This is a genomic window from Laceyella putida (genome assembly GCF_042665195.1).
Lineage (GTDB): Bacteria > Bacillota > Bacilli > Thermoactinomycetales > Thermoactinomycetaceae > Laceyella > Laceyella putida.
Genome location: NZ_JBHTBW010000081.1, coordinates 66,527 through 81,426, shown reverse-complemented (window position 1 = coordinate 81,426; position 14,900 = coordinate 66,527). Strand labels below are relative to the sequence as shown.

The 14,900-nt window shown below is 52.2% G+C and carries 14 protein-coding genes; all 14 read left to right on the top strand.

Annotated features, from left to right (window positions below; all coding sequences use genetic code 11):
* Positions 1-59 precede the first annotated feature (59 nt).
* Entirely contained in the window at positions 60-752 is a 693-nt protein-coding gene (locus tag ACFQNG_RS19295; protein WP_379867545.1) for a DUF3891 family protein, read from the top strand.
* Between the two features lie 257 nt (positions 753-1,009).
* Complete coding sequence (locus ACFQNG_RS19290) at positions 1,010-1,399, top strand: VOC family protein (protein WP_379867544.1); 390 nt, start codon at positions 1,010-1,012, stop codon at positions 1,397-1,399.
* A gap of 31 nt (positions 1,400-1,430) precedes the next feature.
* Complete coding sequence (locus ACFQNG_RS19285) at positions 1,431-2,279, top strand: TIGR01777 family oxidoreductase (protein ID WP_379867543.1); 849 nt, start codon at positions 1,431-1,433, stop codon at positions 2,277-2,279.
* 89 nt (positions 2,280-2,368) lie between these two features.
* Complete coding sequence (locus ACFQNG_RS19280) at positions 2,369-2,827, top strand: GNAT family N-acetyltransferase (protein WP_379867542.1); 459 nt, start codon at positions 2,369-2,371, stop codon at positions 2,825-2,827.
* 463 nt (positions 2,828-3,290) lie between these two features.
* Entirely contained in the window at positions 3,291-4,178 is an 888-nt protein-coding gene (locus ACFQNG_RS19275; RefSeq protein ID WP_379867541.1) for a hypothetical protein, read from the top strand.
* Positions 4,175-4,822 carry a class D sortase gene (locus ACFQNG_RS19270; RefSeq protein WP_379867540.1) on the top strand — a complete coding sequence of 216 codons (648 nt, stop codon included), beginning with the start codon at positions 4,175-4,177 and terminating at the stop codon, positions 4,820-4,822. Before ACFQNG_RS19275 ends, ACFQNG_RS19270 begins: the two co-directional genes overlap by 4 nt.
* A gap of 2 nt (positions 4,823-4,824) precedes the next feature.
* Positions 4,825-5,736 (top strand): conjugal transfer protein, encoded by a 912-nt coding sequence (locus ACFQNG_RS19265; RefSeq protein ID WP_379867539.1) that lies wholly within the window; start codon positions 4,825-4,827, stop codon positions 5,734-5,736.
* Position 5,737: 1 nt separating this feature from the next.
* The gene (locus ACFQNG_RS19260) at positions 5,738-6,001 is read left to right on the top strand and encodes a hypothetical protein (protein WP_379867538.1); all 264 of its coding nucleotides are present in this window, start codon (positions 5,738-5,740) and stop codon (positions 5,999-6,001) included.
* Complete coding sequence (locus ACFQNG_RS19255; RefSeq protein WP_379867537.1) at positions 5,998-6,396, top strand: TcpE family conjugal transfer membrane protein; 399 nt, start codon at positions 5,998-6,000, stop codon at positions 6,394-6,396. Before ACFQNG_RS19260 ends, ACFQNG_RS19255 begins: the two co-directional genes overlap by 4 nt.
* A complete protein-coding gene (locus tag ACFQNG_RS19250) occupies positions 6,393-8,873 on the top strand; it encodes an ATP-binding protein (protein WP_379867536.1) in 2,481 nt (826 codons plus the stop codon). The genes ACFQNG_RS19255 and ACFQNG_RS19250 overlap by 4 nt, the downstream gene beginning before the upstream one ends.
* Positions 8,874-8,918: 45 nt before the next feature.
* Positions 8,919-10,394, top strand: coding sequence for a CD3337/EF1877 family mobilome membrane protein (locus ACFQNG_RS19245; protein WP_379867535.1), 1,476 nt, complete (start codon positions 8,919-8,921; stop codon positions 10,392-10,394).
* Positions 10,395-10,415: 21 nt separating this feature from the next.
* A complete protein-coding gene (locus ACFQNG_RS19240; RefSeq protein WP_379867534.1) occupies positions 10,416-10,985 on the top strand; it encodes a hypothetical protein in 570 nt (189 codons plus the stop codon).
* Positions 10,969-12,096, top strand: a complete 1,128-nt coding sequence (locus tag ACFQNG_RS19235; RefSeq protein WP_379867533.1) for a peptidoglycan DD-metalloendopeptidase family protein — start codon at positions 10,969-10,971, stop codon at positions 12,094-12,096. The genes ACFQNG_RS19240 and ACFQNG_RS19235 overlap by 17 nt, the downstream gene beginning before the upstream one ends.
* A 116-nt stretch (positions 12,097-12,212) precedes the next feature.
* Positions 12,213-14,828, top strand: coding sequence for a type IV secretory system conjugative DNA transfer family protein (locus tag ACFQNG_RS19230; protein WP_379867532.1), 2,616 nt, complete (start codon positions 12,213-12,215; stop codon positions 14,826-14,828).
* The last annotated feature ends 72 nt before the right edge of the window (positions 14,829-14,900 follow it).

The window sequence follows — 14,900 nt, the reverse complement described above, 5'->3', positions numbered from 1 at the left end:
CGCCGCACTATCGTTCGGTGGGGGCTTTTTGTATAATGAGCGAAAGAGGGGGGACCGCGATGATTGTTAGAAAGAAAGGGAATTATTACATTTTCATTAAACAGCATGATCATGGGTTGCTTTCAGGTGAATTGGCGGCGCAAATGAAGCAAACGATTCAGCCATTGGCCAAGACGCTGTTTGCCATTTCACACCATGATTGGGGATGGGAGAGATTGGACCAATCGCCGCTGTGGAATGAGGAGACCAACGAGCCCTACTCTTTTGACGACTACCCGATGCTGCCCAAGTTGGAGGCATACACCGACGGCATCGCCAAAGTGGAAGCGCACGATCCCTATGCGGGGTTTTTATGCAGCAAACATTACGCGTCGTTTTTCACCAATATTGATGATCCTGTCGCCCGTAAGTTCCGTGAACAAGAGCATAACCGGCAAAACAAGCTGCGCCCCCTGTTTACGGAAGGGGAAGAAGCCAATATCGCGGCCAATTTCCGCTTGCTTCAGTTTTGTGACGATCTGTCACTCGCCCTCTGCTTGAATGAGCCGGGTGAACAGACGCACCCATGGTTTGAAAACGGAATCCAGTATTTGGGTGAACGGTTCCGATGGGTATGGGAAGATCAAGAACATCTGCATCTTGCCCCCAATTTGTTCAAACAATCATTTGTAATCGAGATTCCTTATCAGATCATCGATGGCTACCGACGGTTGATCGGACGGGAAACGCATCGCTTTACCGTGATTGTGTAAGAGCTCTTGATTTGGCTGGAACCAACGTGGAGGGAAAGCGGTTGGTGTGATGATGAACGCAGACAACCGCTTTCCCGCGTTTCGGATTAATGTTTTTTGTTTTTTCAAACATAATGGTCTACAATAGTATTAGAATAGTTGTGCTAGTGGATCGAGTGCAGACCTTGGGGCGTGATGCGTTCGCTTGATGGGAAGCCCGTTCAGCAGATATGCCCCGGTAAGGTCAGACGTCTTACGGATTGAAGGAGTAGATGCGGTTGAACGTCATCGGATTCAATCATCTTACACTAAACGTGAAGCGGTTGGAAAAGAGCCTGCCCTTCTATTGTGATGTGTTGGGGATGAAATTGGTTCATCGAGGCAGGACGGATGTGTATCTGGAATGGGGCAACGCATGGATCTGCTTGTTGGAGAAGCCGGAGGAGACAAACTCGCCACAGGGGTTGGGCATGGATCATGTGGCTTTTTCCATCACGGAAGAGGCGTTTTTTCCGGCGGTGGATAGATTGCGTGAGCAGGGGGTTCCCCTCGTGCGGGAGCCGATTGAACGCGGAGGCGGCTGGTCAGTTCAATTCACTGATCCGGACGGATTGGTGCTGGAGTTGTTTACTGGGGATTTGCATAAGCGAATGGAGAACTGGAAGTGAATGCCATCGCGGTTATAGGAGGAGCGATGCTGTGAGAATTGCAGTGACGGGAGCGACGGGTCTGATTGGGCAAGCGGTGGTGGACCGTTTGCGCGCCCAAGGGAATGAAGTGGTCCCGATCGTGCGAAAAGCCGCTGACCAAGATCCCCATATTTATTGGAATCCATTGCATCAAGAACTTGAAAGGAGCAAGCTGGAAGGCTTGGACGCAGTCATCCACCTGGCTGGCGAGAGCATTGCCGGGTTACGCTGGACGCGGAGCAAAAAGAAACGCATTCTGCAAAGCCGCGTACAGGGAACGCGTTTCTTATGCCAAGCACTTGCCGCGTTGGCACAGCCACCCAAAGTCTTGCTCACGGCTTCGGCGATTGGCTACTATGGAAACCGGCCCGCTTCGGAAGAAGTGGATGAGACTAGCGGCAAAGGGCGCGGCTTTTTGCCCGATGTTGTCGAAGCGTGGGAGGCGGCGGCATCGGAAGCCGGGGCGCGGGGCATCCGGGTGGTGCACATGCGGTTTGGCATGGTGCTTAGCTCCACAGGTGGCGCTTTTCCCAAGATGTTGTTGCCTTTCAGGTTGGGACTGGGCGGTAGATTGGGCTGCGGCCAGCAGCAAGTGAGCTGGGTTCTGCTTGAGGAGATCCCGGATGTGGTGTCGCACCTCTTGCAGACGGAGTCGTGTTCAGGGCCTGTCAATGTGGTGACTCCGAATCCGGTTGCCAACAGGGAATTGACGAAGGCCATCGCCGAAGTGTTGCGCAAGCCCGCGCCGTTTCCCGTCCCAGCCTCTTTGTTGCGCTTGGCATTGGGGCAGATGGGGCAAGAGTTGCTGTTGAGCGGGTGCCGTGTTCTTCCCCGCAAATTATGTCTTCCGGTATCCTGAGGTCAGGCCGGCTTTAATGCATCTTTTGCCTAAAGACCGCTAATGGAAATACGGATCCGATCAATTCTTCTGGAAAAAAGGATGATCAAATGGAATCGATTGCCATTCGCCGAGCGCAACTTCGTGAGGCAGGCGCCCTCACCCGGCTGGCGATACGTTCAAAAGCCCATTGGGGATATGACAAAGCGTTTATGCGACGTGTGGCTGAGGAGCTGACGGTATTGGAAGAAATGGTGAACCGGGATGAAGTGATGGTGGCGGAGCGAGAAGGGCGATTGCTGGGCTTCTATGCGATCAAAGGGCAACCGCCAGTCGGGGAGTTGAATGCCTTGTTTGTCGATCCGGCCGCGATGGGGCAAAAAGTGGGGCGAACCCTGATGGAACATGCGCTCAGAGCCGCCCGTGAAAAAGGATTTTCTTGCTTAAGGATAGACAGCGATCCATTTGCGGAAGGGTTTTACAAGAAGATGGGTGCGGTGAAGATCGGGGAAGTCCCTTCCGGATCGATTCCGGGGCGGTTTTTGCCTTTGCTGGAAGTGGAAATTTAAAACGGAATTCGCATCATTCCCTTTCCCTCCCATCGAAACAGGGGAGGAAAGGGAAAGGCGGCACTGCGCAAAGATAATTATAAAAATCTTTTTAATATTTGACGGATATTGGCGTTCGCAAGACCGCGATGAGTAAATCTTTCATTATCCCGGGTGTGACAGGGAAGGAAAGCGGGAAATAAAAGGTGCAAGTTCTTTTCTCGATTGGGGATTAAATAACCTTTACCGCAAATTTTACAAAATTGTGTTGAAAACGTGATGATTTGTGTAATATTATAGGAAAAAGAATGGGAACGACCAGGATGCTGGAGTAACGTGTCAAACTATTGTCAATTTAAGAGGAATGTGAAATGATACGACAATTCATTCCGGCCTCCGAACTTCAATGTGATCGGCATCAACCCGCAGCAAGTGAAAGCGTGTTTCTTCTGAAGGGTACTTCTTCGATAAAGGAGGGGGTTTCATGAAGGATCCTAAACAAATATTAGATTCATGGCGCACAGATGTCAATTCGCGCAATATCTATTCCAATCTGTTAAGGCAGTTTGATTTGGAATATCCCAATCAGAATGGAAATCGTCGTAAACATAAATCATTTGCTGCGAGAAATCCCAATCACACAGCAGCCGCCTTGTCGCTTTGCTTAGTCACGGGGTTGACCATGGGCGTTGGCTCCGCCTTTGCTGAAAATGAGTTGGGACCCGATGTGAGCCAACCGATGGATTTGCCGCCAAGCAAAGCCGCCGTCACCCAGGAACAGCAAGCACAAGAGCCGGAAGGGTCTGGCTTAGAACGGCGCATTGAAGACAGTCGTCCGCAAGAGATTGAGATTCCAAAAGCAAAAGAACAACCGACGGCCCAACCGGAAGAGGTACAACCCACCACCCCAGAATTACCTCCAAGTGAAGAAAAGCCTCGTGAAGTGGTAGCAGACAAAGAAAAACCACAACCCAGAACAGACTCCAACCAAGATGCCCGCAAAGACCCACCCACCAATAGGGATTCGTCCAACCATCAACATGCGCCCAAGTCGAACCAGCCAGAACAACATATGAAGCCGCAGGCCGCGCCGGGAAGCCAACATACGAAAGAGCCGGTGCGCGTGGTGGAAGAAGAAGTGTCGCTTGAGGCTTTTTCAACAGAGAAGCAAGATCAGAATCAGCCTGTCGCCAAACATTCCGAAAGTCAATCCAAAACGGGCACAAGTGCTGGCGAGTTGCCCAAAACGGAAGAGGGCGGGCAATTGCCCCACACCGCCGGAAATGATTTGAATGGGGTGCTGATCGGAGGCGCGACCGCGCTCATTGGTTCGCTCTATGCGCTCAGACGGAGCAGGGTGAAACATTCTTGAAATGGGATCGTGCCATCGCGCTTGCATTCGTAACTATTGGCGTAGCTTATGCCAGTTATTCGGCGGTCAATTATGTTCAAAAGCTCCAAGTGGTAAAAGCAACAACCGGTCAGGCGGAGAAGGCGTCCCCTTCTTCGCCGGTTGGGGCCTCATCGCCAGCGCGAAAGCAAGCGGCACCGTCGTGGGTTGTGGTGCCGCAAGCGGAGCGCCCAAAGGCTGGGGAGCATTTCGCCGATTTGCTTATTCCCAGATTGCGCGCGTCCATGCCGATCATCGAGGGGACGCATGAAGATGAGTTGGCGAGCGGAGTTGGTCACTATGCGGGAAGTGTGTTGCCGGGCGAACCAGATAATGCGGTGTTGTCTGGTCACCGCGACACCGTCTTTCGTAAGATTGGACAGCTGAAAAAAGGGGATGAACTCCTCGTTCGCACCAAACAGGGAACCTTTGTTTACGTCATCACCAAGCTCTGGATCACCAAACCGGATGATCGAACGGTTATCGTATCCCATAAGAAACCCGTGCTGACCTTGACGACATGCTATCCGTTCACATTTGTTGGGCCGGCTCCGGAACGCTACATCATTCAATCTGAACTGAAACAGAAGCTGGATGAATCAGCTCCGAATGAACAAGGAGGATGAACATGGAACGGCCGATGATTCGTCGTACCTTCATACGGTTTTTGTTCTGGGCTTTGATTCTCTATACGGCGATTAGTGCGACGGTCGTCTTGGGAATCCAATTTGGGTTGATACCCGTTCCGCCTAGGAAAACCGCCGCAGCAGATAACCTAGCCGCACAAAAAGAGCAGGACGCAACATTAAGCGAACGCGCTTTTGCCGAACGATTTGTCCGTGAATATTTCTTTTGGACCAAAGGCAAAGAAAGCTCACGAGCAGAGCGTTTAAATCCATTTCTTAAGCGAGACATGGATGTACAAGCAGGACTTGACTTTAAAAAAGCGGATTGGGAATCCTATGCCCGCTATGTCGTCGCTTGGGACATCAAAGAGCGAACCGATCGCTCCGGCATCAAAGAAGTGACGGTGTTTGCCGAGACGATTTTAAGCAAAGTCGGCAATGCCAAATTGCAAAAACGGGTTGACCGCTACATGGTTGTTCCGATCAAGAAAGTTGGGAATTCCTATTTGGTGGCGGATACGCCTTTCCTGGTGGCGCCGCCGGTGCCTTCATCCACCCAGCTTCCGGATGAACAAGAGGAAGAGAATCAAGGTGAAGCGGTGGATGAAACGGTGCGTGGACAAGTGGAAACATTCATGAAATCCTTTTGGAAAGTATACACCACTGGAGAGCCGCAAGAAATCGCCTATTTTCAAAAAAATAGCCCGTCTACCGCTGGGCTGAAAGATATTTTGCAGTTTATCGATTTGAAAAACTTATCTGTCCGCAAGAAAGACAACATCTACGTCGTCAAATGTGACGTCCGTTTAAAAGATCTGTCTTCGGGTGCGGAAATGGCATACCACTATACCTTTGATCTCGTTCAGGAAGGCGACCGATGGTATGTTGTGAGAATGGGACAAGGAGAGATCTAACATGATGAATATAAGCACAATGATGATGTTGGCTGAGACTCCGGGGAAAAAGTTGCAAGAAACGTTGGGCGGGGAAATCGGTTCGATTTTCTTTTTGGCGGTGATCTTCATCAGTTTGACGTTGTTTTGGAAGCGCGCCTTCACAGCCTTTATCGGGTTTGCCTTGTTTGCCATGCTGGTGAGTGTCTTCATCTTCCAACCGGAGTTGGTTTCCTCCCTCGGTTCCGACGGATTCCGCTGGCTGTTTGAGGCTGTGCTCGAATGAAGCAGATTCGTGTCTACAATCAGGTTTTTCGCATTGAAAAAACCGTGTACTCCATTCAGGGAGTCAATTTACCGCTGCCGGTATCGTACCGGCAGATGGCGTTTTTCGTCGGAACCTTGATCATCATGGTCATTCTCAACCGTTTTCCGCCCATCAGTTGGGTTGACTATTTTTTGGTCAAATTTATTGGGATCCCAGCGTTGGTAGCTTGGTTTTTCACTCGCAAGACATTGGATGGCAAAGCGCCCCACCGCTTTATCCTACGGTATTTGGAGCATTTTTTTGCTCCTCATCAATTTGCGCGTTATCAAGAGATCGAGCGTCCGAAGCAGAAATATTTCCAGTATGAAGGTGTGGTACCCTATCGCAAAACAACCAGGGGGGATCAAGAGTGACGCGCATCCAATTTCCCGTAAAGTATTTTGAACAAAACCTGGTATTTGGTACGGAAGGCTCCGTCTACGCTTACTATGAACTGCAGCCGTTCAACTACGATTATCGTTCCGTTGACGATAAATTAAGCCTCCATGGAAATCTGGAGGCTTTTTATTGGAACATTCACGCGGACACGCATGCGTTGGTCGTGCCGGAATATCAGAGTTTGGAAGAGCATCGCCAGGCGATGGAAGAACGCTTGTGTCCGGTGTTGGCGGAAGCCGGCAAGCGCCACATTCAAATGGCGATCGATCACCTGCGTGGCAAAGACATCCACCAGCACCGCTTTTTTATCGGGGTGAAGCTGAAGCCGACCACCGTCAAAGGGCTGTCGCTGTTTAGTGAGCTGGGCTACATTTGGAAAGATTTTAAGCGATACCTCAACAATCAAGCAGGAACGGATGTTCCGGAGATATATGAAGAAGAGATTCAAGCCTATCAAGTGCAGGAAGAATTGATCTATTCACGTGTCAATAGCTTTTTGCGGGCGCGCCGGGTAGGACCGGCCGACTTGGAATGGCTGATTCGGCGCGGATTTTATCGGGGGATCGCCGACACGCCGCGCCGTCATGACTGGAAGCCGCAAGCCGTGTCAACGGAGGTGAAAGGAAAAAAAGCCAAGCGGCCGGGGCGCGATATCCTCACCTTAACGGAAGGGCGCTTCGACGATGCCCACGGGCGTCAGCTGGTAGTGGAACAATGGATTGGCAATCAAATGAAACAAGGGTATATGGCGTTTCTCACCTTGTCCCATATCCCCGACAAGGCCCCGTTTCCCGGTTTGGAATGGCTATATTGCTTGCAGCGCTTGTCGTTTCCGGTCGAAGCTTCCGTCCGGACGGAGACGATCGAGTATGGGAAGGCGCTCTCACAAGTGCTGAACAAGAAAAAAGAGCTCAAAGCGGAAGATGAACATGCCGTCGAAAGTGGGGAGGAAACATCTTACCACATCTTGAGCAGCCGCCAAGAGGCCAATGAGTTGGAAAGCAACTTGCGCACCGACAAGTTTCCGTTGATCAACACCTCGATCGTGCTCTGTGTATCCGCTTCCAGCCAGGAAGAGCTTCACTTGCGCATCCAAACCGTCCGCGATATGTATAGCGACATGATGATTCAAGTGGAAGTGCCTTATGGGGATCAATGGCGGGGCTTTAATGAGTTTATCCCTGGCGCGAAGCGGTATATCACGGACTATGTGCACTACATGGACCCCGCTGCGGTCGGGGCCAGCATGATCGGGGCGACGCGCCAGCTGGGGGATGGTAAGGGTCACTTTATCGGCATGTCACAAAACTTGCCCGTTTTCTTTCAGCATGACCGCGGGCCAAAGGATAAGAAACTGAGCACAACGGCCTCGGCGGCGTTTATCGGGTCACTGGGGGCCGGGAAATCATTGGGGGCCAATCTTCTCGCATACCAAGCCCTCTTGTCGGGAGCGAAAGTGCTGATCTTCGACCCGAAGGATGAACGGGCCCATTGGCCAGAATATCTGCCGGAATTGAGGGACATTTCCCGCGTGGTCACTCTAAGGGCCAGTGTAGAAGACCGGGGGAAACTCGACCCGTTGATGGGGGCGCACAGCTATCAGGACCGCACTGCGGCGACGGAAACGGCCAAACGCATTCTCCAATTCCTCGCCCGCGCGGCGGATGGAACCTATGAAGCGATCGTGATCGGAAAAGCCGTGGACCACGTTGTCAAGCATGAAGAACGGCCGTCGATGATGAAAGTGGTTGAAACGCTCCAAGCGGGATTGAGCGAGGCACCGGAAAAGAGGCAAGACGCGCTGGAGGAGATCGTGGATGTGCTCAGTTACTTGGCCACCTCCGGGCAAGGGCAACTTCTGTTTGGGGATGGAACGCAAAAAGCGATTGACCTATCGTTGCCGCTCACCATTTTGCAGGTGGAGGATTTGAAACTGCCCGAAGAGAGCCAAACGGACTTCGGCCGGATGGCGATCGCGCTCTTGATGGCCATCTCGGATTTCTCCCGTCGCTTCTCCAACCAATCATCCAATGAATTTAAGTTGGTGCTCTTCGACGAATCATGGCGCTTGGCCAAGGTGCGGGAAGGCCGGGCCATCTTGGAAGAGCTCGTGCGCACCGGTCGAAGCAAAAACGCCGCAATCTACCTGATCAGCCAAAACGCGAAAGATATGTTGGGAGAAGAGATTCGGTCCAACTTGGGATGCCGATTCGTGTTCCGTTGCCGCGACACGAAGGAAGCGGAAGCGGCGTGCCAAATCTTGGGGATAGAGGCCAATGAGGAGAACATCGACACGATCCGCAACCTGCCAACCGGGATGTGCTTGATGTCAGATTTGGAGAAGCGCGTCAACGAAGTGGAGATACGCGTATTGGAAGAGCGCCTGTTTACGGCATTTGATACACGCCCCGGTTCACGCAAACAGGCGGGATTGGAAATGGCGCGTCAATGACAAGGGTTGTGGTTGGATAGCATGAAATGAAGGAGACCAGACGCAATGAAGGGGAGAAAATGGATCGCTGTCTTCCTTCTCGCTCTCTTGGTGATGGGAGGCGGCGCGGGAATCAGTGGCGTGGTCTATGCGGAAGAGCAGAAGCAAGAGTCGGACGGCTTTAACCTGATCAGTGACCTGCTCACGATTTTCCCGGAAGAGAAAATCGAACGCGCCAAAGCAAAAGGCTACGATGTGAAATTTGCCAAGTATAAGCCGAGCCGCTATTCATTGGAGATGACGCTGGAAGAGAGGCAATTTTGGGAAGTGAACGACTTGATCGCTGATTCGGGTTACATGATGATGCATCGAGTGAATAACCTGGTGTGGCAAGCGTTGCTTTCCTGGAACTTCACCGTGATTTTAATCGTGGAGAACGCCTTTTCTCTGGATATCGTCGATGAGTTTGCGGATGCGGTTGAAAAAGCCGTGCAACGACTGGCCGGTTTCGATGGCGACGGGTATGGCGAAACCGGTTTGATGGGGAACTTCCTGCTGATGATGATTATCATCGCGGGGGCTGTGATCGCCTATCAAGGGATTATCAAGAAGAAAACGCAAGAGGCCTTGTCAGCCATGATCACCAGCGTGGTGATACTCATTTTGGGGATGGCCTTCTTCGCCAATGCGGGTGGCGTCATGCGCTACTTCAATGATATCAGCAGCGGGCTCAGCCAAGAAGTGATGGGCGTGGGAATTGATTTCCAAAGCGAGCTGAACAAAGATGAGGTAACGTATCCCGCTGAAGTTTCCTCGCTGATTATCGCCGACAAGTTATACAACATGATGGTCTATGAGCCTTACATCATGCTGCAATATGGAAAAACGTCGATCGATAAAGACATTACGCCGGAACGGCTAAACAAGATTTTGAATCATAAAGTGGGTAGCGGTGCCAGAACCCAAGCGGTGATTGAAGAGAAGAAGGGGAGCAGCGAGCGTGGGATTGAAGCCAACCCCATGGTAACGACCATGGGCGTGTTTGAACGATTGACACTCTTGGTGCTGCTCTGCATTTCCCATTTCATATTGGGCCTGCTCTTCTTCATCATTGCCGGGGCGATGATCGTCTACCAGTTCATGTTTGTACTGATCGCCTTGTTTGCCCCGTTTGCCTTCTTGATGGCGCTGAATCCCAACTGGTCTTCCATCGCGACGAACTGGTTTAAACGCTTTATCGGGTATCAATTGATCAAATTGATCGTCGGCGTCTTTTTCAGCATGTTGCTCACCATCTCCCAATTCCTTTATGCGATGAGTCCACCTGACAAGGTGGGGTATATCTGGACCATTGCCATGCAGTTGATCTTGGTGGTCGGGGTCGTATGGAAGCGGAACGAGCTGTTTAGCATCATGAAGGCGCCGATGGGCAAAATGGAGAACTTCAAGGGCGAGCTCAACATTGAGATGCCGATCAATTACGTCACAAAATACACGGAAAACCTGGCCGCCCGGGCGGGGAAAATCAAGTTGCGCAAATAGTGCAAGAGGAGGGCGCAACCATTGTTCAACACAGATTTACCCAGTGGTCGTCGCAAGTTGTTCGCGTTGGTGCTTGGCGTATTTCTCATTGTCGGCTTTTCAGTCAAATATCTGCTCATCTGGTTGGGGTGGGTGGGAGGAACGGAAACGGATGCCCACAAGAAACCGGCAACGGCGCCGGTGGTTCAACCCGAGCCGGCTCCCCCCTCCATTTCTCCTGAAGAAGTGGCGCAAGCGAAGGGGGTTGCCGAACAATTCATTCGGGCATATACGACCGTGGACTTTAAGAAACGGGACGTATGGCTGGCTTCACTGGAGAGCCTAACCGCTCCGGCTTACTATGACGTGTTGCAAGAAGAGGCGGCGCTGGCCCGTCCCGCTGAAGGCACGCTGTCAACCTCTTTCTCCAAGCTGGGGCGGATGGATTGCGAAGCGCTGGAATCGCGCGTCTCCTGTTTGGCGGAAGTGGTCGTGCTGGAAAAAGGGGAGAACCGGTCTTTGCCGATGGAACGGATGTATCAACTTCTCCTGGGCACCGACGAGAAACAGTGGGTAGTGGAGGAGGTTCAAGTGCGTGGCAACTTCGAGTAAACCCGCGACGATCAAAATCAGGAAGCCAACCATCATTCAGGGAAGAAAAGAAGGAGCCGGGATTGAGGCGAAATGGATTTTGCTCACGATCTTGGCCTGTGGAGGCATCTTCTTCCTTTTTCTCACTTCGCTTGTTGGCATGGTCTTCCTTAATCTCTTCTCGGAAGGGCAAACGGGGAGTGAGATCGAGCAGTGGGAAGTGTCGCAAGGGTTTCCGCAGGCCGCGCAAAAATACTTGCCCATCTACCAGGCCGCCGCCAAGAAGTATGGGGTGCCGTGGCACATTTTGGCGGCGATCCATAAGGTGGAGACCAATTTCGGAAATGACTTGAGCGTAAGTTCGGTGGGGGCGAGGGGCCATACCCAGTTCATGGATAAAACGTGGGTGGGTTGGTCTTATCCGGGCGGAACGGCGCTCGGGGACTTGCCCGATTCGGTAGACATCACCAATCCGGCCCTCATCGCCAAATACGGCGGTTACGGAGTGGATGGCAATGGGGACGGGAAGGCCGATCCCAGTGATCCCGTCGATGCCATTCATGCGACAGCCAACTATCTCGCGGCCAACCATCGGCCTGGAGAAGACTGGTTTGGCCGGGGGGGGCCGGTTTGGCGATATAACCACGATTACGAGAATTATGTGCTTAAGGTGAAACGCTATGCCGACACGTTTGCCCATCCCGTGTTAACGGCAGGGGGAACGGGCTTTTCAACGGGACAATTCCTGTGGCCGGTGCCGGGCGGGCGCGTAACCTCCCCTTTCGGCATGCGCTTTCATCCCGTGAAAAAAGTGTATACCTACCATGAAGGCTTGGATATCGCCAATCAAGCGGGGAGCCCGATCTTGGCGAGTGACGGCGGGGTTGTGGTGGAGTCACGCGAAGCCAGCGGCTACGGCTGGATGTTGGTCATCGACCATGGAAATGGATTTCGCACCTTGTACGGCCATATGTATCCGCAAGACGTCAAAGTCCGCGTCGGCCAAAAAGTGTCAAAAGGCCAAGTGATCGCCCTGGTGGGATCCAATGGATGGAGCACCGGTCCCCACTTGCATTTCGAAGTCCGCAAAGAGGGGCAATTGATCGACCCCAGCTTGGTGGTAAAGAACTGAATGGGCCAAATTGGCAAAACAAAAGGGTGTGTTACGTACAGAGCGAATGTGTAAGGGATGAGATGGTCGAAAAATGAAAAGGGCGTTGTCATTTCAGTGAGAAAGGTGGGAGCAAGTTGTTTGGTGATTGGAATAAAGTTCCGAAAGGCGGCGACGATCAACTGCGCCTTGCCGCGAGATACTTTTTCTTTGGAGTTCTCGGATTGGGAGGCTTGATCGGCGTTCTTTATATCTGGAAATTATTGGCGGACTTTTTCGACGAAGAGAGCAAAGCGGATAAAGCGACGGAAGTGGTAAGCAACACATTTCAATGGCTCGGAAACCAATTGTCTTCCTGGATTCCGGTCGTCATTATCTTTGCCGTGATCATCATCGCCGGAATCGTCGCAACGCGCTTGATGACCAAGTCCCATTACCGGAAACGGGCGGAGGAGCAAATCCGATACCTGCGGATCTTGCCCTGCAACGATATTACGTTGGACCTGGATAAGGTCGACGAGCTGACCAGGACGTTTGGCGGCATGGTCCGTCCGGTGCGGATGCGCTTAAGATATGGGCGGCCATGGTTTCGCCTCCGTTTTGCCTTGCCGGAAGGGAGCAAGGAAATCGGCATTTATCTCGCTTATCCGGGGGACAAGGAAAACAGCGTCAAGGATACGTTGCGCAGCGTCTATCCTTCGGCGGAGCTGCATGACATTTCCGCTGACCAGTTTCCCGGCCCGGACAAAGGTGGGTCCGGCGGGCATTTTGTCTTTAAGATCGGACAGAATCAAGGGTTGCCCCTCGCTTCCCTGAGGCAAAAGAAACAGAGCCATTTGGGCAGCATTTTAAACTGTTTGCGCCCAGGGACGTATCTGGACCTCCAGTTCTCCCCCGTGAGTTGGAAAGAGGTGGAGGAACGGACGGAAGACGCGGTGGATGACCTGAAGCGCAAAAAAACGAAAGACATGGACCCGGAAGAACGTTCGCGCCGCGTCAGCTTGGTGCAGCGGTTCACGGGGCGCGAGTTGAGTTTCCATGTGCGATTGTCCATCTGGTCCAACTCGGACAACGCCGTCTCGGTCGTGCGTTCCACCGCCGAATCGATCGAAACGGCGATGAAGTATGACGGGGCGGTCCAATTCATCCGCCACGACTGGTGGAATCCGCTGATGGACCATAATTTGGTTCCCATTCCTTATCCATGGACCATCATGACATGGACCGGTGACGAGATCGCCAACCTCTTCCATATCCCGCCGGCCAACCATTACATTTATCAGGAAGCGAAGGAGGACGGTCCCGACACCCGCGGATTTATCGTCCATCTCGAGAACAACCAACGCTCCCTGAAGCCGGATGAATGGAACGAAGGCGTGTTGATCGGCAAAATCCATCATCCTCTTGAAAAACGGGAAGTGCGCGTTCATTATGAACAGTTGAGCAAACACTTCATCTTGACCGGAGCGAGCGGGATGGGAAAATCCAGCTTGGCTGTGGAAATGATTCAGTCCATTCTGGATGAATGGTTTGAGAATCACGATGAAGCGCCTGGCTTTACCATCATCGACCCGGCGCGGGAGATCATCCCCATCATCGAAAACCGCCTGCGGATCGCCGAACGGGTGGGGATCAACATACCGAAAGAGAAGATCCATCACTTTAACCTCACCCATGACGCGACCCATGTTCCGGCATTAAACCTGTTGCACAAAGTGGAGGGGATTTCGACCAACCAGTTGGCGGAACAGATGACGATGGTTTTGGTGACGGATGAGGAAACGGATGAGCCGCTGTCCCGTTCCAAGCGCCTCATGGCCATGGCGATCCAGAGTTTGCTGGAAGACACCGAAACGCACACCATTCTGGGCATTGACGATATCTTCCGCAACAAGCCATTCCGCAACAAGGTGATTCAAAATGTGAAAGATCCGTACGTCAAGCGGTTTTGGGCCAATGTGGACGAGGCGGAGATGAAGCGGGAAGCGGACCAGGTTTTGAACCGGATTGACCACTTGCTGCAAAGCCCGACGATGCGCCGCTTATTCTGCCAAAAAAAGATGAATCTGGATATCGCCAAATACATGGATGAAGGGCATCTTGTCATGATTGACACCTATGGACTGAAGGATTATGACATCACTGTCACGGTGGGGCAGTTGATCAACCAGTACTACCAAGTGGCGCGCAAACGGGCGACCGGTTCCAAGTTCCATTTGATGATGGTTGATGAAGCCCATCTGGTGCAAATCCCGCTGTTGACGGAAATTTTGCAGGAAGACCGCAAATACCCCTTTGGGTTGGGGTTGATCACGCGCGAAATTGACCACTTCAAAAATGAAACATTGATGCAAGCGATCCGTTCCAACATCGGCATGGTGTTGAGCTGTGGGCAAACCGAAGGGTCCGACGAAGTGGAAAGCATTACGCGCAAACACATCAAATCCAGCTTTTTGGAGAAGTTGCCCGAACGCCACGCCGCCGTCTATATCCGGTCGAAACGGCGCCAGCGCAGTGATGTGACGACATGCGTTGTGCAAAACGATCCGCCGGTGGTGTATCACCCTGACGGCAAAGAAGCGGATCACCGCAACAAGGAGAAAGACGAGGCATTGTTGTGGGGCTTGGAATGGGGCTTGGAGATCATGAAAAGTTCGCCGGAGGTCCGCCCGATTGAAGAAGTGGATCGTGAAATCGCAGAATATATGGACCAGTCCCTCTTTTTCGACAAGCGGTCGGAGTCAGCCAATTAAAAGAAGGAGCAACCGATCCCGGTTCGCGCGGGATCGGTTTTCTACCAAGAGATAGAGGGGTGGAAGCGAAAG

What these genes read in the sequence shown, in the direction of transcription:
- ACFQNG_RS19295 (WP_379867545.1), top strand. Translation starts at nt 60, where the DNA reads ATGATTGTTAGAAAGAAAGGGAATTATTACATTTTCATTAAACAGCAT.
- ACFQNG_RS19280 (WP_379867542.1), top strand. Translation starts at nt 2,369, where the DNA reads ATGGAATCGATTGCCATTCGCCGAGCGCAACTTCGTGAGGCAGGCGCC.
- ACFQNG_RS19275 (WP_379867541.1), top strand. Translation starts at nt 3,291, where the DNA reads ATGAAGGATCCTAAACAAATATTAGATTCATGGCGCACAGATGTCAAT.
- ACFQNG_RS19265 (WP_379867539.1), top strand. Translation starts at nt 4,825, where the DNA reads ATGGAACGGCCGATGATTCGTCGTACCTTCATACGGTTTTTGTTCTGG.
- ACFQNG_RS19260 (WP_379867538.1), top strand. Translation starts at nt 5,738, where the DNA reads ATGATGAATATAAGCACAATGATGATGTTGGCTGAGACTCCGGGGAAA.
- ACFQNG_RS19255 (WP_379867537.1), top strand. Translation starts at nt 5,998, where the DNA reads ATGAAGCAGATTCGTGTCTACAATCAGGTTTTTCGCATTGAAAAAACC.
- ACFQNG_RS19245 (WP_379867535.1), top strand. Translation starts at nt 8,919, where the DNA reads ATGAAGGGGAGAAAATGGATCGCTGTCTTCCTTCTCGCTCTCTTGGTG.